We start from the raw sequence: 18,418 nt of genomic DNA, 5'->3' as shown, positions 1-18,418 counted from the left end.
TAACCGCCTTAATAAAAACATGCCAGCCGTCCCCAACAACCGCCGTGCCGTCATAGTCGAGGACAACGCCGACATTCGCAGGCTGCTGGTCCAGATTGTTTCCGAGCAGGGCTTCACCGTGGCGGAGGCGGAAACCGGCAGGGACGGGCTGGAACTGATCCGTGCCGGCGGCGCAGACCTCATTACCTTGGACCTGAACCTGCCCGATCTGGACGGCATCGAAGTCTGCCGCCAGGTGCGGGCGTTCTCGGACGCCTACATTCTGATGATCACCGCGCGGGTGGAGGAAGTCGACCGGCTCAGCGGCCTGGAGACCGGGGCCGATGATTACATCAGCAAGCCGTTCAGCCCCCGGGAACTGCAGGCACGGATCGGCGCGCTGTTCCGCCGTCCGCGCTCCCAGCCGGTCGATGCGGCCCCCGGCGCCGATCAGGACCGCGCGGCCGAGGTCCAGCGCAGCCTGCTGCCCGGGGAACCGCTGAGGATTCAGGACTACGACATGGCGGGCCGGTGCCGGCCCACCCGGAACGTAGGCGGCGACTTCTTCGATTGGTGCGCCACAGACAACGGCCTGCAGCTCACCGTCGCCGATGCGATGGGCAAGGGCATGGGTGCGGCGCTGATTGCCGCCACAGTCCGCGCGGTGCTGCGTTCCTCCAACCGGCATGCGGACCTCAACCAGGCCTTCGCAGCGGCCAGCCAAGCGCTGGAGTGGGACCTGGCCCAGTCCTCCTCCTTCGTCACCATCTTCCATGCGCGGCTGGACGCCGGCAGCGGAGCCGTGGACTACGTGGATGCCGGGCACGGCCTGGGACTGCACCTGTACGACGGCGGCCTGCGCCGCCTGCCGTCGGGCGGCCCGCCCGTGGGCGCCGTGCCGGGCAGCATGTGGACTGCCGGCAGCCTGCTGCTGGCGCCCGGCGATTCCCTTCTGGTCCTCAGCGACGGACTCCTCGATGCCTTCGATTCGGTGGATGCGGCGATGGACGCGGTGGCGGCTGTCGCCACCACCGGGCGCGAGTCTCCGGAGGAGGTATGCGACGCCGTGCTGGAGCTGGCCGGCACCGCCGTAGCCGACGATGTCACCGCGGTGATGTTGCGCCGCTGCCCGCCTGACCACACCGAGGGTGCCCCGTGAAACCTTTCGCCACACGGCTGCTCATCGTCCTGACGATTATCCTGGGCGTCAACTACCTGGCCTGGCGCTGGCTGGACTCGCTCAACTGGTCCGCCTGGTGGATTGCCGTCCCCCTGGTACTGGCCGAAACCTACAGCTTGATCGACGTCGGTCTCTTCGGCCTGGCCATGTGGCGGATCCGCGAACGCAAAGCACCGCCGCCGCCAGCGGACGCCACCGTGGACGTGTTCATCACCACCTACGACGAACCGCTGGACCTGGTCATGACCACTGCGCTGGCGGCGAAGGACATCCGCTATCCCCACAGCACCTGGATTTTGGACGACGGCGCCAGACCGGAACTGGCCGACCTTGCCGCGCGCCACGGGCTGGGCTACCTGACCCGCAGCGGCGATTGGGCGGACAAGCCGCGGCACGCCAAGGCCGGCAACCTCAATAACGCGCTGATGGTGACCCAGGGGGAATTCCTCCTGATCCTGGATGCCGACCAGATCCCGCAGCCCGACATCCTCGACAAAACGCTGGGGTACTTCAACCAGCGCCGGGTCGCACTGGTCCAGACCCCGCAGTACTTCAGCAATGTCCCGGCCGACGATCCGTTGGGCAGCCAGGCTCCGCTCTTCTATGGGCCCATCCAGCAGGGCAAGGACGGGTGGAACGCTGCGTTCTTCTGCGGCTCCAATGCGCTGCTCAGGCGCGAGGCCCTGATGCAGCTTGGCCTTGCAGGCTACGTGACGGAAGTGGAGCGCGGCGTCCACCGCGCCTTGGCCGGAGCCCGGAGCGCCATTCGGAAGGCCCGCCGGTCCCCTGAAGCGGCCGACCCGCTGGTGGCTGGGCTGCTTGACGAGGTGGAAGCGGCCACCGACGCGGCCCGCGAGAAACTCAAGGCTGGCGGCTCGCTGAGTGAAATCACCTACGAACTCCGAACCAAGGTGGAGGGCGCCGTGCGGACACTGGTCGCCGGGAACTTCGCTGCCGTGGAAGCAGATCTGGCCGAGATCGCCGCCATGGATCTCGGCAGCGAGCTCGGTACGCCTGAACCGGACCAACTGGACGGGGCGGTGGAACGGATGTCGCAGCGGGACTGGTCCCCGCTGGGGGCGCTGGGCTCGGTGCAGGCGGTGCTGGACGCCGTCTCTGTGGAACGCCCGGACGAGGCCCAACCGGTGATGCCGCTGGCCACCATCTCGGTGACCGAGGACATGGCCACCTCGATGCGGCTGCATTCGATGGGCTGGGAAAGCGTTTACCACCACGAGGTCCTCGCCTACGGTTTGGCCCCCGAGGATCTCAAGACCATGCTCACCCAGCGGCTGCGCTGGGCCCAGGGCACCATCCAGGTCATGCTGCGCGAAAACCCTCTGGCGCAGCGCGGGCTGAATCTCGGCCAGCGGCTGATGTACTTTTCCACCATGTGGAGCTACCTCAGCGGGTTTGCCGCCGTGGTCTACTTCGCCGCCCCGGTCATCTACCTCACTTTGGGCATCCTGCCGGTCAGCAGCCTGAGCACTGACTTCTTCATCCGGTTCATCCCGTTCATGGTGGTCAACCAGCTGCTGTTCGCGGTAGTGGGCAAGGGGGTCAGCACTTGGCGGGGACAGCAGTACAGCCTCGCCCTCTTCCCCACCTGGATCAAGGCCTGCACGACGGCGGCCCGTAACGTCTGGCTCGGGCGCCCGCTCGGCTTTGCCGTCACCCCCAAGGCCCGCCAGGCCGAAGGGAACAGCTGGCGACTGATTCTCCCCCAGCTGGTTGCCATCGCCCTGCTGCTGGTTGCCCTGGTGGTGGGAGCGGTCCGGCTTGCCACTGGCCTGAACGAGCCGGTGGGCACGCTGGTCAACGTGGCCTGGGTCATCTTCGATTTGCTGATCCTGAGCGTGCTGGTCAAAGCTGTCAGGTACAAAGGGTTCACTCCCGAGGAAAGGAACGTCGATGCAGTTCACCGTTGAGACCACGCCTGCCTATGCCGAAGTCAATGGCAGCGGCAGGTTGAACATGGTCGCCGCTCCCCTGCTCCGCGAGGTGGTTGCTGCGGTGGTGGCCGAGGGAAACCATCATGTGGTGGTGAACATGGAGGGCACCGAGTTCATGGACTCCTCCGGCCTCGGAGCCCTGATCGGATGCCTGAAAATTGCCCGGCAGGCCGGCGGCGACCTCCGGATCGCGAATGTGCAGCCGCAGGTCAAGATGGTCCTGGAACTAACCAGCATGCACCGCGTGTTGAACCCGTACGAAAGCGTCGATGCGGCCTTTCCCCATGCCTGAGGTCCTGGCCCGGAGCACGCGTCAGGGCCTGGCGACCGGGGCAACCGTGGATGCCCTGCACGAAGACTTCGAGACGCTGTGGCGGAAAGCCGATTTCGTTCCGGACATGGACCGCATGGCTTTCTCGACCGCCGTCATCGAGGCCGCCAGCAATGTGGTCCAGCACGCCGTCCCAGCCTCCGATACTCCCCTGCAACTCGGCGTGGAGATCACCATCTGGTCCCGCAGGCTGGAGGCGCGCATTTCCGAAATCGGCGCAGCACCCTCCAGCCCCGGCCTGTCGAACCCGTCGGAGATCGATGATGAATCCGAGTCCGGCCGGGGGCTGAACCTGATTCATGCCCTGGTCAGCACGGTCACCTTTGAGCGCCACGGCGAGGACAACGTCTGGGTTCTCTGCCGCCACGCTTCCGACGCCTAACCCAGCCCTCGCCGCCGTCGCGAAGGCTGGGTTTCTAACCTGACGCGTGCTAAAGCCACGCGACGGCCCGGACCGGGGCTCCGTCGGTCGCCGTCAGCTTGAGCGGAAAGAAGCCCACCGTGCACCGGGCGGGCAACTTGGCGGCATGGCGGACGTTCTCCACAATCAGGCCGTCGGATCCCAGCACCAACTCATGCACCGGAAGGCTAAACGACTCGGCAGGCTGCAACGTCCGGTCGGGGTTCAACGTGTCCACGGCGAGCACCCGCATGCCCCTGGCCCAGAGCTCATCGGCCGCGGCATGGGAGAGCACCGGATGATCCAGATACCTTTCGGTGCCGAAGTGGCGGTCCCAGCCGGTAGCCAGCAGCACGATCTTGGGCACGTTGCCCTGAACCTGGCTGGCCACGTGGTGCCAGCGGATCTCATCGCCGGCGTCCAGGTCCGGAACCTGCAGCACCAAGGCTTCGCCCACCAGTTCGTCCAGCGGCACGTCGGAGGTCGTGCGGCCGCCCTCAATGCTGTGGCAGGGAGCATCGAGATGGGTGCCGGAGTGGCTGCCCAGGTGCAGAGCGGACACGTCCACCCCGTTCTCCGCGATGGTCAGCGCGCCGCCGATCGCCACCTCCGGATCGCCCGGGAAAACCTGCATCCCCGAGGACAGCGGGTGCGTGAGGTCCACAAGTTTCACGTCGAGCTCAATCTCCGGTGCCCCGGGCAGAAGAGTCGGCGTCCGCCACTGCCGCGGGCTGCTCCGCGAGGTGGCCGGCCGGTTCCCCGGCGAAGCGTGCCCGGCTCTTGACCGAGAGGCCCAGATACAGCACGAAGCTCAGCACGAACGCTGGAATGGTGGCTCCGACCGGGCTGGGCCAGACGTAGGTCAGCACGTAGGAGGCTCCGGCGCCCACCAGCCACACCGCAATCGCGGCCCAATTCACCCCGCCGGTGTACCAGTACTTTCCGCCGCCTTCCCGTAGGATGTCCCGGCCGTAGCTGCGGCGCTTGATGATGTAGTAGTCCACGATCATGATGGCGAACACCGGCACGAAGAAGGCGCCGATCATGACGAGGAAGTCGGTGAACTGGTTCAGCAGTGCCATCCAGGTGGAACCGGCGATGGAAACGACGCCGACTACCAACGCCGTCGGAAGGAACCGCAGCTTCCAGCGTGATTGTGCGTTCACGATCGAGGTGACCATGCCGTAGACCACCATGGTGTTGGTGGCCATGACGGACATGAAGATCACGATGGCCAGCGGCGTACCGAATGCCGCCACGATCACGGTCGGATCGAATTCCGCCGGCTGACCTCCGGAGAGGATCACGTAACCGATGGCGGTGGCGCCCAGCGTCATGGCCAGGACAGTGGACAGCGTGTAGCCGATGCCGGACCCGACAATTCCTGCGCGGCTGGACTTGGCCAGGCGGTTGAAGTCGGCGGACAGCACCGTCCAGGAAATGGCCGTGGCGATCACAATATCCAGCACCACAAACTGCGTGTATCCCAGCGACTCGTCGACGCCAATCTGGTTGAACTCGGCCGGGCTGAAGGTGGTGAAGGCGGTGATGAAGACGTAGACCATGATCGCCAGGATGACGACGGCGAGCCACGGCTCGACCTTGGCAATGCCCTCGTGGCCGAGGATGGCAAGGCAGACCACGATGGCCTGGCACAGCACGGCGAACAGGATGGGGTTGGAGAATCCGGTCAACTGCGCCACCACATAGTTGACGGTGACACCGGCGAGCATGGCCTGCACCCAGCTCCAGCCCATCAGGATGATCACGTTGGCGGCCACCGGCAGCAGGCTGCCGCGGGTGCCGAAGGCTCCCCGGGTGATGGCCATGGTGGGCAGGCCGGTGCGGGTACCGATGTTGCCGATCAGCGTCAGCACGACCGCGCCTGCCAGGGTGCCGACGACGATCAGCCAAATGGCCGAACCAAAGTTGATGCCGGGAATGAAGAGGGTGCCGGTGAGCAGTGTGGTGACCACAAAGTTGGCCGCCAGCCAGATCATGCCGATGCGGGGAGTGGACAGCGTGCCGCGGATCGGGCCGAAGCCGTCCGCGTTCCGTTGAAGGTGGTTGTCCAGACGCTGGTAGAGATTCATGAGGGTCCTAGGTGCGAGAAGGATCGGGAGGGGAAGCTCAGCTTGCTGCAGCCGTGGTCATCGGTGAGAGGTGTTCATGCACGGCAACCAGGCGGCCGTCTGCGTCGTGGCGGAAGACGATGGTTTCCCGCTCGCGGTAGGAGTCCTCGCCGTCGGGCAGGGCTACCGTGGTTGCCACGTCGTGCACGAACACGGCGCCGCCCGGGAACACGGTCACATGCTGGTTGCTGGATTGGCAGTCGACCACGCGCCACCCGTCGTTGAGCCATTCGGCCCAGAGCGACTCGTAGGCGGCGCGGCCCTCCAGCCGTTCCTGCTCCGTGTGAAACACAAAGCTGGCCTCCGGGGCGAAGCCGGCAAAGTAGCGGTCCGTGTCCGTGGCGGCGAAGGCACTGACGATGCTGGCCGCTGCGTCTTTGACCTGCTCGATTGAAGGAGCACGGTTTTCCACCGTTCCCATGTGATGTCTCCTAGCTGCAGCCGAACGGCGGCCGCACGGAAAGTTTCTAAGACGCAACAAGTGTTGCCTGTCAGTGATCTAACTGCAAGTGCCGGGCGTCACAACAAGAATTAAACGACGACGGCGGGGCACACCGTAAGTGGTGTGCCCCGCCGTCGAGCCCCAGCAGCTATTCCGCCGCGAGCTCCCCGCGGACCAGCCGTCGGGTGACCTCGGTCAGCAGGTCCACGCCGCGCAGGGCGTCATCGTCGCGGGTGAATTCTGCCTCGTTGTGCGAGATGCCGTCGACGCTGGGCACGAAGAGCATCACCGTCGGGACCACGTCCTTCATGTTCGTGGAGTCGTGCCCGGCCACCGTCATGATCTCGGTGTGGCTGAAGCCCAACTGTTCCGCGCTGGCGGTCCCGAGCGCCACTCCTGCGGGCTGGTAGGACACCAGCCCCCACCGGTGGGTCTGCACCAGCGAGATCTCCGTCCGGGAGAGGGCCTCGGCGTCGGCGATGCGCTTGTCCAGCAGCTCCACGGCACGGGCCAGGACCTCTTCGTCCGGCGAACGCAGGTCCAGGTTCATCACCGCCTGCCGCGCGATGGTCACCGGCGAGTTGGGCAGAACGTACATCTCCGACACCGAGGTGTGCAGCTGCCCGGGCGCGAACTCGGCAGCGAGATCACGGGCGGCGGAGATGACCAGCGCGGCCCCGTAGAGGGCGTCCCGCCGGTCCTCCATTCGGGTGGAACCGGTGTGGGACTGCGCGCCGTCAACGGTGACGCGGTACTTGCTGGCGGCCCAGGTACGGTCAACGATTCCCACCTGGGTTCCGGTTTCCTCGAGATTCTTGCCCTGCTCGATGTGGATTTCGGCGTACCGGGCCACCTCCGCCAGCACCGGGGCGCCGGCTGCGGCGCCGCGGTCGCCCTCCGCCAGGGCTTCGGCAACTGTTGTCCCGGCCGGGTCCGTGGTGGCCAGCGCCTGCTCCAAGGGGAGTTTCCCGGTGAACACCGAGCTGCCCATCATGCTGGGCGTGAACCGGCTGCCTTCTTCGTTGAACCAATTGACCACGGCAATGTTGCAGACCGGGTCCAGCTCGCCGGCCGCCGCCTCGGCTGCGACGCGGGCCACCGCGTGGGCGCCGGCCAGCACGCCGTAGGCGCCGTCGTAGCGGCCAGCCAGCGGCTGCGAGTCCAGGTGCGATCCGAGCAGTACATAGGGGGCCCCGGGAATAACCTCGATGGTGCCGAACTGGTTTCCGGCCGCATCGACTTTCTCCGTGAAGCCATGCCGGGCCAGCCACTCGCCGAACCAACGGCGGGTGGCATGGTCCGCCGTCGTGCCCGCCTGCCGGTCCACGCCGCCGCCGGCGGTGGCGCCGAAGCCGGACATGGTGGCGAAGTCAGCCAGAAATTCCTCGTTGGTGGTGCTCATCGGGTTTCCTCCCCGCTAGTTGCCATTGCCGGATCCCGGTCTTCCTGCGCCGGGAACTTCTCTGCGCCAAAGCGGATCTCGCCGCCCACCATAGTCGCCAGCACTTGGGTGGCGCCGATCTGCGATGGGTCGACGGCGGTGGGGTCCTGATCCAGGAAGACCAGGTCGGCCAGCATTCCCGGCACCAAACGCCCCTTGGACCCGTCCGTTCCCGTGGCGGCGGCGGAGCCTGCAGTGTAGGCGTTCAGCGCCTCGGCCGCGGTGACTCTCTCTTCCGGTCCGTACACCTCGCCGGACGGGGTCAGCCGCTCGACGAAGGACTGCATCACGGTCAGCGGCCGGCCGTTGGACACCGGGCGGTCCGAGCTGCCCGGGAGAGTGGCGCCGCGCTTCAGCAGGCCGTTGGCCGGGTAGGACGTCGCCGTCCGTTCCGGTCCCAGCAGCTTTGCCATGCCGTCGCCGAACTCCGTGATGAAGTGCGGTTGCGGGACCAGGACGATGCCTGCCTCGGCGATGCGGTCCAGCTGCTCGGGGCGGATCACGCCACCGTGTTCGATCCTGTTGGGCAGCGGCTTGCGGCCATACGTTTCCTGCGCTTCGATGATGATGTCGATCGCGTGGTCCACGGCATGGTCGCCGATCGCGTGCATGGCGATGGACCAACCGGCCCGATACGCCTGGAGCGCGGAGGAGCGCAGCTCCTGGGCGTCCATCTGCAGGTAGCCGTGGTTGTGCGGGCAGCCCACGTACTCTTCGGTCACGTAGGCGGTGCTGCCCAGCAGCGATCCGTCGCTGAAAATCTTCACCGGCCCCAGCCGCAGCCAATCGTCGCCCAGACCGGTGCGGATGCCGGCATCCAGGCCCCGGGACTCCGGGTCTGCCTCGTGCCCCGGCACCTGGTGCAAAGCGTCCAGAACCATCATCGGCTGCATCCGGACACTCAGCAGTCCCTTGTCGCGTGCGCTCTGGTACGCGCCGAACTCGCGCGGCGAGTAGCCGATCCAGCCGCCCGCGATGCCGGCATCGGTGACGCTGGTGATGCCCTCGGTCAGGTAGTGGGACGTGGCCAGGTCCAGCGCACGCTCGATGGTGGCCAGCGGGTAGGGCAGCATGATGTCCTGCACCAGCCGCATGGCGTTCTCCTCCAGCAGCCCGGTGGGCCGCCCCTCGGCATCCCGCGCAACAATGCCGCCGTCGATCGGCGCGGCAAGGTCAGCACCGCGTGCCACGATCAGGTCCAGGGCAATGCCGTTGACGTTGCAGGCATGGCCGGACGAATGCTTGATCCAGACCGGGCGGCCGCCGGAGGCAGCATCGAGCCGATCGCGGTCCGGCTGGGCACCGTTGTGCAGCAGCGGGCTGTACCCCGAGGCCACCACCCATTCGTCTTCCGCGAGCGAAGCAGCGGCGTCGGCTATCACCGCATACGCCTCGTCCAGGCTCGCGACGGATCCAAGATTCGCTTCCATCAGGCCGAGCCCGAACCACACGCTGTGGGCGTGTACATCGTTGAAGCCGGGGACAATGACGGCGCCTGCGGCGTCGACCACCCGTCGGGCGCGGGGAACACTCTGCTGGTCGACGTCGAGTGCCAGCACCTTCCCATCGTGGATCAGCAGGCTTTCAGCCACCGGTTGTTGGGGATCCTGGGTCAGAATGCGGGCGTTGCGGATCAGGAGATCGACGAGCATGAGTCCTCTTCGTGCTTTCGCTGCGGCGTGCCCGCAACGATCGGTGGCGTGCAGGGCCATGCCGGGCCGCCACCTTCATTTGAACACTGGAGTATTGTCGCGCTCAATGGCTAAATGACGCCATAACTTCTGGATGGATTAGGCGATTGCATAAGATGGACCTATGAGCGAGTCGCTAGCAGAGGTCCTTGCGCACGGCGCCAGCCTGCCCCGGGAGTTCAATCCGAACACGCCAGCTGAGCCTGAGTGGATGGAACTGATCCAACGCTTGTGGCAGGAGCGCGATTCGCTGGTCAGCGACTTCCTGGAACGCTTCGCGAGCATCTCCTACGAGGGGGCGCTGGTGCCGGACGAGGATGTCCACCGGACCGCGGCAGACACCATGGAGATGTTCCTGTTCCTGCTGGCCGGGCTGGAACTGCCCGCAGACCTGCAGTCCCTGCCGCGCGACGTCGCTGCACGCCGGGCCCGTCAGGGGGTCCCGATGGAGGCCTTCCTGAGCGCGGTCCGCAATGACTTCAGGGTGCTCTGGAAAGGGCTTGAACGGGTAGCGCGCGGGCACGGTACCGAGATCCTCGTGGCCAACATGGACCGCGTTCTGGACACCGTGGAGAACTACGTCAGCAGCATCCAGCAAGCCTTTTCGGAAGAAGAAGCCTTGCTCGCCCGCGACAAACAATTGCACCGCCAGCGGCTGCTTTCGAGGCTCTTTAATACGGATACCCGAAACACCAGCGAGATGTCCGACATCGCCGCCGGGCTGGAGGTACAGAGCTCGGACGTGTTCGAGATGATGGCAGTCACTCGGGAGACGGCGGCGAAGTTGCCGCGCCAGCCCGGCGCGGATCGCCAGACCTTCAGCTACGAACGCGCCGGGGCGCTGTACCTTTTCCGCGTAGCCCGCGCCGGCCGGACGTGGCAGGACGACCCGCCCGAATTTCCTGCCGGCTATGTCCCTGGTGTGGAAGGCCTGGCGGCGATTCCCCAAGCAGCGGCGTCCGCCTTGGTACTGGCCACCAAACACGGGGAGGAGGCGGGACTGGCCACCGTTCCGGGAACCTGGATGACCATTGCCCGGGACCTACTGGAAAACGCCCTTCCCGGGTTCTCGCACCCGATCACCGCCGCCTTGGACCACTGCACACCGCACGAACGGCAGCGGTTGCTGCAGGTGGCACGCAGCTACGGCCGCACCGGCTCGATCAAGGAAACGGCGGAGGAACTGTACTGTCACCGGAACACGGTGGTCAACCGGCTGCATTCCCTGGAGGAGGTCATCGGGTTGGACCTGACCGTCCCGGCGCAGGCCGCCTTGGCGCTGGTAGCCCTCGCGGACTACAAAAAGTGAGTCGTCTTGTGGATATGCACAATCTGCTCTTGTCAAACCGGTGAGTATTGTCATTGTTTAGGGTATTGGCACTCCAATACAGTCGAGAGGTACTTCACAGCTCTACCGCGGGATGTCCTCCGTTCAGGGCCATTGGAATTATCGGGCTGGCACTGCTCCATCGACAACGCCGGCCCCGCTCAGCTTGAAAGGCAACCACGTGACGACGCCGCAATCCCTCAACACTCCTGGCGCACCGCCGACAGTTTCCGGCAAGGACGCGGGCAAGATCGCCCGCGCCGCCTTCGTCGGCACCGCCCTCGAGTGGTATGACTACTACCTCTTCGGCACCGCTGCTGCCCTGGTGTTTAACCGACTGTTCTTCACGGACCTGGACCCCACCGCAGCCCTGCTGGCCTCCTTCGCCACCTTCGGCGTGGGCTTCGCCGCACGCCCCATCGGCGCCGTCCTCTTCGGCTACATCGGTGACCGCTACGGCCGCCGTCCGGCCCTGCTGACCACGATCGTCCTGATCGGCGTTGCCACCGCCCTGATCGGCCTGCTGCCGGACTTCGAGGCCATTGGCTTGGCCGCACCGATCCTGCTCGCCGTGCTGCGCCTGGTCCAGGGCCTGGCCGTGGGCGGCGAATGGGGCGGCGCGGTGACCATGGCCGTCGAGCACGCCCCGGCGGAAAAGCGCGGCCGCTATGCCGCCTTGGTCCAGATCGGTTCGCCGGTCGCCACCCTGATGGCCTCCGCCGCATTCACGCTGGTGCTGCTGTTCCCGTCCGAGACCTTCGACGCCTGGGGCTGGCGCATCCCGTTCCTGCTGGCCATCCCGATGCTGCTCGTCGCGCTCTGGATCCGCTTGAAGGTGGAAGAATCCCCGATCTTCAAGGACCTGCTGGCCCAGGAAGATACCGCCAAGGTGCCGGCGCTCGAGGTCTTCCGCCATGCCGGCGGACGCCTGTTCGTCGCCGTGTTGGCCGCGTTGCTCGGCGTTGGCGGTTTCTACATGATCACCACCTTCGCGGTCAGCTACGGAGCCAACACCCTCGGCGTGGACCGCAACGTGATGGTCAACGCCACGCTGGTCGCCGCCGTCGCCCAGATCATCGTCACCATTCTGATGGGCCGTCTCGCCGAGAAGGTCGGACCGGGCAAGGTCACCATGTGGGGCGGCATCCTGACCGCCATCCTGGCCTTCCCGATCTTCGCGATGATCGACACCAAGTCCCCGCTGCTGATCACCCTGGCCATCACGCTGGGCATCATGCTGATTGCCGTGGCTTACGCCGTCAACGGCGCGCTTCTGACCGAGCTGTTCCCGGCCAAGCTGCGCTACTCCGGCGTGGCCCTGGGCTACAACATCGCCGGTGCCACCAGCGGCTTCATGCCGATGATTGCCACCGCCATGCTCGGCGTCTCCGGGAACGCTTCCTGGGGCGCGGCGATGATCCTGGCCATCATCGCGCTGCTCACCGCCGTCGGCGGATTCGTCGGCGAGCGGATGCGTGTCCAGGACAAGCAGATCGTGGCCGACGCCTAATCCTGCTGCCCGCGCCAACCGGTGCGGGTCCCGGCGGCCGGCACGGACCGCCGTCGAAAGCAGCACTCTCTAACAACGCGCGGGGGAGCCGTCCAACCAGACGGCTCCCCCGCGTCATCACCAAGGAGCAATGGATGATCACCGAAGAACAGGCCCGGCGTATCCTCGAGGCAGTCGACGCCGCTTTCGACGAACAGCTCTCTTTCACCCAGGAACTGGTGAAGCATCCGTCGCTGCGCACCCAGGAAGGCAGCGCCCAGGACCTGCTGCATGCGGCCATGGCGGAGCGCGGGCTGGATATGGACCGCTGGCAGCTTGATCCCGAGGAACTCGCCACGCATGAGGGGTTCGGTCCGGTCACCGTCTCTTACGAGGACGTCACGAACGTCGTCGGAACCTATCGGCCCGCCACCGAAGCCGGCCGCTCGCTCATCCTCAACGGTCACGTCGACGTGGTGCCGGAGGGCCCGGCAGAGCACTGGTCCCGCTCCCCCTGGGACGCCCCCATCATCGACGGCTGGATGTACGGCCGCGGCGCCGGCGACATGAAGGCCGGACTGGCCGCCAACCTTTTCGCGTTCGACGCCGTCCGGGCCGCCGGACTGGAACCGGCCGGCCGCATCCACTTCCAGTCCGTCGTCGAAGAAGAATGCACCGGCAACGGCTCGCTGTCCGCACTGATGCGCGGTTACCGGGCGGATGCCGTGATCATCCCGGAGCCCGAAGAGGACATGCTGGTCCGGGCCAACGTCGGAGTCCTCTGGTTCAAAGTACGTGTCAGCGGCAGCCCGACCCATCCGCGCGAGATGGGCACCGGCTTCAACGCCATCGACGCCGCCTACACCGTCATGACCGCTCTGCGTGGGGTCGAGGAGAAGTGGAACGCTGACCGCGGCCAGCACCGCTTTTTCGAGGACCTGGAGCACCCGATCAACTTCAATTTCGGGCAGATCGTCGGCGGGGACTGGCCCTCCAGTGTTCCGGCGTGGTGTGAAGTCGACGTGCGGGCCGCCATCTACCCCGGCATCCCGGCCGAACAAGCCTGGAATGAAGTGCAGCAATGCCTCGCCCAGCTACAGACCGGACCCGCACCGATCAACGCCGTCGCCACCAAGACCGGATTCTTTTCCGAAGGATACGTACTGGAACCCGGCAGTGACGCCGAGTCGCTGCTGGAGAGCACCCACGAGCAAGTCTTCGGCACCGAGCTTGGCAGCTTCACCACCCCCGGTTACCTCGACGGACGCGTTTTCACGCTCTACGCCGACACCCCCACGCTGGTGTACGGACCGATCTCCGAAGCGATCCATGGCTTCGACGAACGGGTGTCCGTCGAGTCAGTCCGGCGGATCACCAAAAGCATCGCCCTGTTCATCGCCAACTGGTGCGGGGTCGACGAGCAGCGATAGGCCCGTTGCCGCCGTCATCGGTTCCAGCCGGTGACGGCGGCTATGGCTCGTTGACCCGGTTCCGGACAAAATCCGGCAGCTGACGCCCTTCCCACCAGGACACCACATGGTTAATGACCGTTCCCAGGACCAAGGAGACGGCAATAGCCAGCAGCACGGCAAACTCCGTGGTCAGCTGGGGCCAGGCGCCGGAGAGTGCGCCGACGCCCACCGAGTACACGGACCACAGCACGCCGGCGATGACGGAGTGGGCCAAGAACCGGCGGCCCGGCTGGGGAATCATCCCGGCCGCCACATTGAGCGTCAGCCGCCCCAAGGGCACAAACCGGGACGTCATCACCAGCGGCAGGCCCTTGCGCCCCAGCCGGGTGCGGGCGGCGCGGAAGCCGGACTGCCAGTGGTCCCCGGAGAATAACTTGCGCTCCGAGAGGTTGAAGTGGCGCACCAAGACGAAAGTGGCGGCGTCACCCGCCACCGCCCCGGCCAGCATGGCTGCGGCCAGCAGGTAGGGGTCGAGCTGGTCCGTATGCACCGACAACGATCCCAGTGCAACAAACAGTGTGGTGCTCGGCACCGGAGGAACCATGGCGGACACGGTCACGAATAACGCCCCGGCGAGATAGATCCACCAATAATCCAGACTGCGCAGCAGTTCGCCGAGTTCCTCCATCCCTCTATCCTCCCCGAAGCACAGGGCGGAAGCCTGAAGGACGCTGCACCGGGGTGCTTCGACGGTCCAGGTGCCTAGACTTAGCCCATGAGCAACATGGAGACTGCACCGCGGGAAGTCGTCTGCACGTTGGAAGCCGACGCCGCCGACGTGGAAGTCCTGGCCCCGAGGGATGTCCCACTGGGCGGGGTCCGCGCCATGAACGTCCGCCGGACCTTGCCGCAAAAACGCCGCAGCCTGATTGGAGCATGGTGCTTCCTCGATCATTACGGGCCGGATCCGGTCTCGCAGAGTGGCGGCATGCAGGTTCCGCGCCACCCGCACACCGGCCTGGCCACGGTCAGCTGGCTGTTCTCCGGAAAGATCTCGCACCGGGATTCCGCCGGGTTTGAGGCCATCGTGCGCCCCGGCGAGGTGAACCTGATGATTGCCGGCCGCGGCATTTCGCATCAGGAATTCTCCACGCCGGACACTACCTTCCTGCACGGCGCGCAACTGTGGTTCGCCCTTCCGGATTCGACCCGGAAAATGCCGCCGACGTTCGAGCATTACACGCCGGACCCGGTCATCGGCGACGGCACTGAACTGCGGGTCTTCATCGGCTCCCTGGCCGGTTCCACCTCGCCGATCAACACGCGCACCCCGCCGCTGCTGGGCGCCGAGGCGGTCCTTCGGGCCGGATCGCGACTGGAACTCGACCTGGACCCTGCGTTTGAACACGGCATCCTGCTGGATACCGGCGACCTGCGGCTGGACGGGGACGAGGTTCCGGTAGACCACCTCGTCTACCTCTCCCCCGGACGCGGCCGGGTGGTGCTGGAGGCGGGGGACGCCCCGGCACGGCTGCTCCTGATCGGCGGCGAGCCGTTGGGCGAGCAGATCATCATGTGGTGGAACTTTGTGGGGCGGAGCCACGACGAGATCGTTGCCTACCGCGCCGCCTGGCAGGCCGAGATCGACGCCGAGCCCGCGCAGCAACCGGCCGGAGGTACCTACCCGGACGGCACCCCCTTTCCGCGGTTCGGCCCGTACCCGGAAGGGATGCCGGCCCCGCTCCCGGCGCCAACGCTGCCGACCGTCCAGTTGCGCCCCCGAGGCTGACCCGCAGAACATCCCCGGCCCACACCGACAGGAGACAGCATGGAACCCGAATCGCCGATCACCGTCCGCCTTCATGCCGAACGCCACCGTTACGAACTGGTGGATGGAGACAAGGTGATCGGCAAGGCCCACTGGCTGCCGTTCGAGGGCAGCACCGGGCCGGAACGGATCTTCTTCCACACCACGGTCAAGGAGGAATACTCCGGCCAGGGGCTCGCCGGCCGCCTGGCCCGGTTCTCGCTCGACGACACCATTGCCTCGGGCCTGGCGGTGGTCACCGTGTGCCCCTATTTCAAGGCTTACGTGGAGAAGCACCCGGAATACCAGCCCAAGACCGTGCCCGTCCGGCCCCAGCACCTGCAGGCGGTCGCAGAACTCACCAGCGAGTAATCCGCCCCGCGCATGTGGAGGTCCCCGCTGGACCTGCGCCGATCGTTCCAGCATGCGGACCGGTCGGAACTCCCGCCGCTGGCCGCCAGTTGTTAAGGCGAGAGATGGTCACCACGCGCGGGCTGTGAGCCCGGGCAGGCAAGGAGCAGGGCATGGGAATGTTCGACAAGCTGGTCCGCAAGGGCAAAACCATGGCGATCCAGTATGCCAAAGAGCAGCTGGCCCAGCGCACCGGTCAGCCGCGCCAGAACCGTCCGCAGGATTCCGGGGGCGGCTACAACCGGGGCTCCGGGTACGGCCAGCAACCCGGCTACGGGCAGGACCGTGGGTACAACGACGGCGGCTACGGCCAGGACCGCGGGTACAACGACGGCGGCTACAACCGCCGCGGCGGGTACGACGCCGGTCAGTATCCGCCTGCGCAGCAGCCCCACGGCGGCCAGCCCGGCCCCGCCGCGGGACGTGACGCGGACGAGGCCGCCATTGCCAAGTACAAATACATGCTTCACACGGCGCCGCCGCAGGATATGGAGCGGGCGCACGCCGAAGCGTTCGCGCGCCTGACGCCGCAGCAGCGCGCCATGCTCCGTGAGGACCTCAACAGCCAGCTTCCTGCCTCGGAGCGGGCTGCCTCCGACCAGCCGGAAACCCTGGCCAGAACCGCAACCCGCGCCGAAGTTGCCCAGCCGGGATTCATGGAACGGATCCTCGGCCGGAGCGGGACGGGACGCGGCGGCGGCGGCCGCTTGGCGGCGGGTACGGCCGGTGCCGCCGGCGGCTTGGGCGCCGGACTGCTCGCCGGAGTGGCCGCAGGGTTCGTCGGCTCGGCCATCGCCGGTCCCCTCTTGGACGGGTTCTCCGGACTCGGCGACGGAATTGCCGGAGCGGCGGAAGGAATCGGCGACAGCGTTGCGTCCGCTGGGGAGGGCTTTGCGGACAACGCCGGGTTCGGCGGCATCTTCGGCGACGGCGCGGGCGGCATCTTTGGCGACGCAGCCGAGGGCCTCGGCGACTGGGAAAATTGATCAGGCCGTCGACTGGCCCTTGAGGGCGCGCAGGGTTACCGGGCATTGCGGTTCGCAGTAGCCTTGCGGGTGTCGGGCGGCCTCCTCCGGCGCCCGTGCCAATGGATCAACCGCAACGGGCCGGCTGCGCCGGCCACCGGGAAGGAGCCATCCCATGCCCACCTACAAGATCGGCTATTTTGTCGGCAGCTTGTCCAGCTCTTCCATCAACCGAACGCTGGCGAAGGCTCTGATCAAGCTGGCTCCGGCCAGTCTGGAGTTCAACGAGATCGCCATCAAGGACCTGCCGCTGTACAGCCAGGACTATGACGACAACTTCCCGCCCGAGGCCCGGACTCTGAAGGAAGCCATCGAAGCCTCCGACGGCATCCTCTTTGTCAGCCCCGAGTACAACCGCTCCATTCCCGGCGCCTTGAAGAACGCCATTGACTGGGGTTCCCGCCCGTGGGGCACCAACTCCTTTGCCCGCAAGCCCACCGGCATCGTCGGCGCTTCCCCGGGCGGCATCGGCACCGCCGTCATGCAGTCCTCCATGCGTGGTGTGCTGAGCTTCCTCGATGCGCCGCAGTTGAACGCCCCGGAGGTCTACATTGCCTTCAAGCCGGAGGCCTACGGGGAGGACGGCGAGGTCAAGGACGAGTCGACCAGGGGTTTCCTGAGCCACTACATGGCGGAGTACGGGGCGTTCGTCGAACGGGTCCTGGCAGTCAACGCTCCCGGCCACATCGGCGACCCCGACAGCGAAAAATAGCCTCGCGGGTCGACGGGGTTAATGAGCCCGCCCATCGACTGATGGCCCCCGGACCTCCAAGTCCAGGGGCCATGGCCATCGTCAGCGCCGGTCAGTCGTAGGCTTCCGGCCCCTGCTCATCGGCCACGTCGAACTCTTCAGAGGCCGCGCCGTCGTTGGTGTCCTCTTCAGTAGGCGGCGGGGTGACGAGCAGCGCCGTCCCTTCGTAGGGCCCCAGCTGCAGGTAGAAACTGTGCAGGTCATCCAACGTGCCGATGGCCTCGCCGCTGAAGGCGTCGGTCACTTCCGACCCCAGCTGCAGCGCTTCGGAGCGGACGGTGCCGGCCATTTCCTGGCCGGAGAAGTTCAGCACCGTGACTTCCTGCCCGCCGTCCACCAACTGGTGCACCATCACCAGCATGCCGCGCTGGGAGACATCGGGGACATCGATCAGCGCGCTCTTGGCGATCCCGTACTGGTCGCGGACTTCCAGGATCCGGGTCAGCTGCCGCGCGAAGGAGGATTCATCCTCGAGCTGCTCGGGCAGCGTGCCGTACAGCGCCCGCGCCATCGGCATGCCGGCCGTTGACGCCTGCGCCGACGGATCGAAGCCCATCAGGTCGTGCGCGCCGCGGTTGATCCAGCGGGTGTCCCCGCGCGACATCAGCCGGGACACCTTGCTGCGGTCCAGCGGAAGCATTCCGCACA

17 protein-coding genes and 1 pseudogene are annotated in these 18,418 nt (G+C 66.5%); 11 read left to right on the top strand and 7 right to left on the bottom strand.

Annotated features, from left to right (window positions below):
• Positions 1-19 precede the first annotated feature (19 nt).
• The 4 genes from ACMX2H_RS12050 to ACMX2H_RS12035 are packed head-to-tail and all read left to right on the top strand — an operon-like array spanning position 20 to position 3,824.
• Positions 20-1,138, top strand: a complete 1,119-nt coding sequence (locus ACMX2H_RS12050; RefSeq protein WP_414960728.1) for a SpoIIE family protein phosphatase — start codon at positions 20-22, stop codon at positions 1,136-1,138.
• Positions 1,135-3,087 carry a glycosyltransferase family 2 protein gene (locus ACMX2H_RS12045; protein ID WP_414960727.1) on the top strand — a complete coding sequence of 651 codons (1,953 nt, stop codon included), beginning with the start codon at positions 1,135-1,137 and terminating at the stop codon, positions 3,085-3,087. The genes ACMX2H_RS12050 and ACMX2H_RS12045 overlap by 4 nt, the downstream gene beginning before the upstream one ends.
• A complete protein-coding gene (locus tag ACMX2H_RS12040; RefSeq protein ID WP_136785911.1) occupies positions 3,071-3,403 on the top strand; it encodes an STAS domain-containing protein in 333 nt (110 codons plus the stop codon). Before ACMX2H_RS12045 ends, ACMX2H_RS12040 begins: the two co-directional genes overlap by 17 nt.
• Positions 3,396-3,824, top strand: a complete 429-nt coding sequence (locus ACMX2H_RS12035) for an ATP-binding protein (protein ID WP_414960726.1) — start codon at positions 3,396-3,398, stop codon at positions 3,822-3,824. The genes ACMX2H_RS12040 and ACMX2H_RS12035 overlap by 8 nt, the downstream gene beginning before the upstream one ends.
• A gap of 49 nt (positions 3,825-3,873) precedes the next feature.
• Here ACMX2H_RS12035 and ACMX2H_RS12030 read toward each other — a convergent pair whose 3' ends face one another.
• From ACMX2H_RS12030 to ACMX2H_RS12010, 5 genes are all read right to left on the bottom strand, one after another.
• Complete coding sequence (locus ACMX2H_RS12030) at positions 3,874-4,515, bottom strand: cyclase family protein (protein ID WP_414960725.1); 642 nt, start codon at positions 4,513-4,515, stop codon at positions 3,874-3,876.
• 7 nt (positions 4,516-4,522) lie between these two features.
• Positions 4,523-5,935 (bottom strand): purine-cytosine permease family protein, encoded by a 1,413-nt coding sequence (locus tag ACMX2H_RS12025; protein ID WP_414960724.1) that lies wholly within the window; start codon positions 5,933-5,935, stop codon positions 4,523-4,525.
• 37 nt (positions 5,936-5,972) lie between these two features.
• Complete coding sequence (locus ACMX2H_RS12020) at positions 5,973-6,395, bottom strand: YybH family protein (RefSeq protein WP_414960723.1); 423 nt, start codon at positions 6,393-6,395, stop codon at positions 5,973-5,975.
• Positions 6,396-6,564: 169 nt separating this feature from the next.
• Positions 6,565-7,818, bottom strand: a complete 1,254-nt coding sequence (locus tag ACMX2H_RS12015; protein WP_414960722.1) for a M20 family metallo-hydrolase — start codon at positions 7,816-7,818, stop codon at positions 6,565-6,567.
• Complete coding sequence (locus tag ACMX2H_RS12010) at positions 7,815-9,509, bottom strand: amidohydrolase (protein WP_414960721.1); 1,695 nt, start codon at positions 9,507-9,509, stop codon at positions 7,815-7,817. Before ACMX2H_RS12010 ends, ACMX2H_RS12015 begins: the two co-directional genes overlap by 4 nt.
• Positions 9,510-9,672: 163 nt before the next feature.
• Between ACMX2H_RS12010 and ACMX2H_RS12005 the strand changes: the two genes are divergently transcribed.
• The 3 genes from ACMX2H_RS12005 (at position 9,673) to ACMX2H_RS11995 (ending at position 13,794) form a co-directional block, all read left to right on the top strand.
• A complete protein-coding gene (locus tag ACMX2H_RS12005; RefSeq protein ID WP_414960720.1) occupies positions 9,673-10,857 on the top strand; it encodes a helix-turn-helix domain-containing protein in 1,185 nt (394 codons plus the stop codon).
• 199 nt (positions 10,858-11,056) lie between these two features.
• On the top strand, positions 11,057-12,385 hold the full coding sequence (locus ACMX2H_RS12000) for an MFS transporter (protein ID WP_414960719.1): 1,329 nt from the start codon (positions 11,057-11,059) through the stop codon (positions 12,383-12,385).
• Positions 12,386-12,519: 134 nt separating this feature from the next.
• Complete coding sequence (locus ACMX2H_RS11995) at positions 12,520-13,794, top strand: ArgE/DapE family deacylase (protein WP_414960718.1); 1,275 nt, start codon at positions 12,520-12,522, stop codon at positions 13,792-13,794.
• A 40-nt stretch (positions 13,795-13,834) separates the two neighbouring features.
• Here ACMX2H_RS11995 and ACMX2H_RS11990 read toward each other — a convergent pair whose 3' ends face one another.
• Positions 13,835-14,464, bottom strand: a complete 630-nt coding sequence (locus ACMX2H_RS11990) for a DedA family protein (RefSeq protein WP_414960717.1) — start codon at positions 14,462-14,464, stop codon at positions 13,835-13,837.
• 87 nt (positions 14,465-14,551) lie between these two features.
• On the opposite strand from ACMX2H_RS11990, the gene ACMX2H_RS11985 reads away from it, so the two are divergent.
• From ACMX2H_RS11985 to ACMX2H_RS11970, 4 genes are all read left to right on the top strand, one after another.
• Complete coding sequence (locus tag ACMX2H_RS11985; protein WP_414960716.1) at positions 14,552-15,565, top strand: pirin family protein; 1,014 nt, start codon at positions 14,552-14,554, stop codon at positions 15,563-15,565.
• 39 nt (positions 15,566-15,604) lie between these two features.
• Positions 15,605-15,955, top strand: coding sequence for a GNAT family N-acetyltransferase (locus ACMX2H_RS11980; protein WP_136785922.1), 351 nt, complete (start codon positions 15,605-15,607; stop codon positions 15,953-15,955).
• A gap of 152 nt (positions 15,956-16,107) precedes the next feature.
• Complete coding sequence (locus ACMX2H_RS11975) at positions 16,108-16,980, top strand: hypothetical protein (protein WP_414960715.1); 873 nt, start codon at positions 16,108-16,110, stop codon at positions 16,978-16,980.
• 154 nt (positions 16,981-17,134) lie between these two features.
• On the top strand, positions 17,135-17,731 hold the full coding sequence (locus ACMX2H_RS11970) for an NADPH-dependent FMN reductase (RefSeq protein WP_414960714.1): 597 nt from the start codon (positions 17,135-17,137) through the stop codon (positions 17,729-17,731).
• A gap of 91 nt (positions 17,732-17,822) precedes the next feature.
• Here the strand turns inward: ACMX2H_RS11970 and ACMX2H_RS11965 are convergent.
• Positions 17,823-18,418: pseudogene (locus ACMX2H_RS11965) on the bottom strand (maltose alpha-D-glucosyltransferase); the annotation flags it as partial.

This window comes from Arthrobacter sulfonylureivorans (genome assembly GCF_047607445.1).
Taxonomy (GTDB): Bacteria; Actinomycetota; Actinomycetes; order Actinomycetales; family Micrococcaceae; genus Crystallibacter; species Crystallibacter sulfonylureivorans_A.
Note: the sequence above shows the minus strand (reverse complement) of the source record. Positions and strands in the feature narration are given on the sequence as shown.

Coding starts and splice junctions, on each gene's coding strand:
- ACMX2H_RS12050 (WP_414960728.1), top strand. CDS start 20: ATGCCAGCCGTCCCCAACAACCGCCGTGCCGTCATAGTCGAGGACAAC.
- ACMX2H_RS12040 (WP_136785911.1), top strand. CDS start 3,071: ATGCAGTTCACCGTTGAGACCACGCCTGCCTATGCCGAAGTCAATGGC.
- ACMX2H_RS12035 (WP_414960726.1), top strand. CDS start 3,396: ATGCCTGAGGTCCTGGCCCGGAGCACGCGTCAGGGCCTGGCGACCGGG.
- ACMX2H_RS12025 (WP_414960724.1), bottom strand. CDS start 5,935: ATGAATCTCTACCAGCGTCTGGACAACCACCTTCAACGGAACGCGGAC.
- ACMX2H_RS12020 (WP_414960723.1), bottom strand. CDS start 6,395: ATGGGAACGGTGGAAAACCGTGCTCCTTCAATCGAGCAGGTCAAAGAC.
- ACMX2H_RS12015 (WP_414960722.1), bottom strand. CDS start 7,818: ATGAGCACCACCAACGAGGAATTTCTGGCTGACTTCGCCACCATGTCC.
- ACMX2H_RS12010 (WP_414960721.1), bottom strand. CDS start 9,509: ATGCTCGTCGATCTCCTGATCCGCAACGCCCGCATTCTGACCCAGGAT.
- ACMX2H_RS12005 (WP_414960720.1), top strand. CDS start 9,673: ATGAGCGAGTCGCTAGCAGAGGTCCTTGCGCACGGCGCCAGCCTGCCC.
- ACMX2H_RS11995 (WP_414960718.1), top strand. CDS start 12,520: ATGATCACCGAAGAACAGGCCCGGCGTATCCTCGAGGCAGTCGACGCC.
- ACMX2H_RS11990 (WP_414960717.1), bottom strand. CDS start 14,464: ATGGAGGAACTCGGCGAACTGCTGCGCAGTCTGGATTATTGGTGGATC.
- ACMX2H_RS11985 (WP_414960716.1), top strand. CDS start 14,552: ATGAGCAACATGGAGACTGCACCGCGGGAAGTCGTCTGCACGTTGGAA.
- ACMX2H_RS11980 (WP_136785922.1), top strand. CDS start 15,605: ATGGAACCCGAATCGCCGATCACCGTCCGCCTTCATGCCGAACGCCAC.
- ACMX2H_RS11975 (WP_414960715.1), top strand. CDS start 16,108: ATGGGAATGTTCGACAAGCTGGTCCGCAAGGGCAAAACCATGGCGATC.
- ACMX2H_RS11970 (WP_414960714.1), top strand. CDS start 17,135: ATGCCCACCTACAAGATCGGCTATTTTGTCGGCAGCTTGTCCAGCTCT.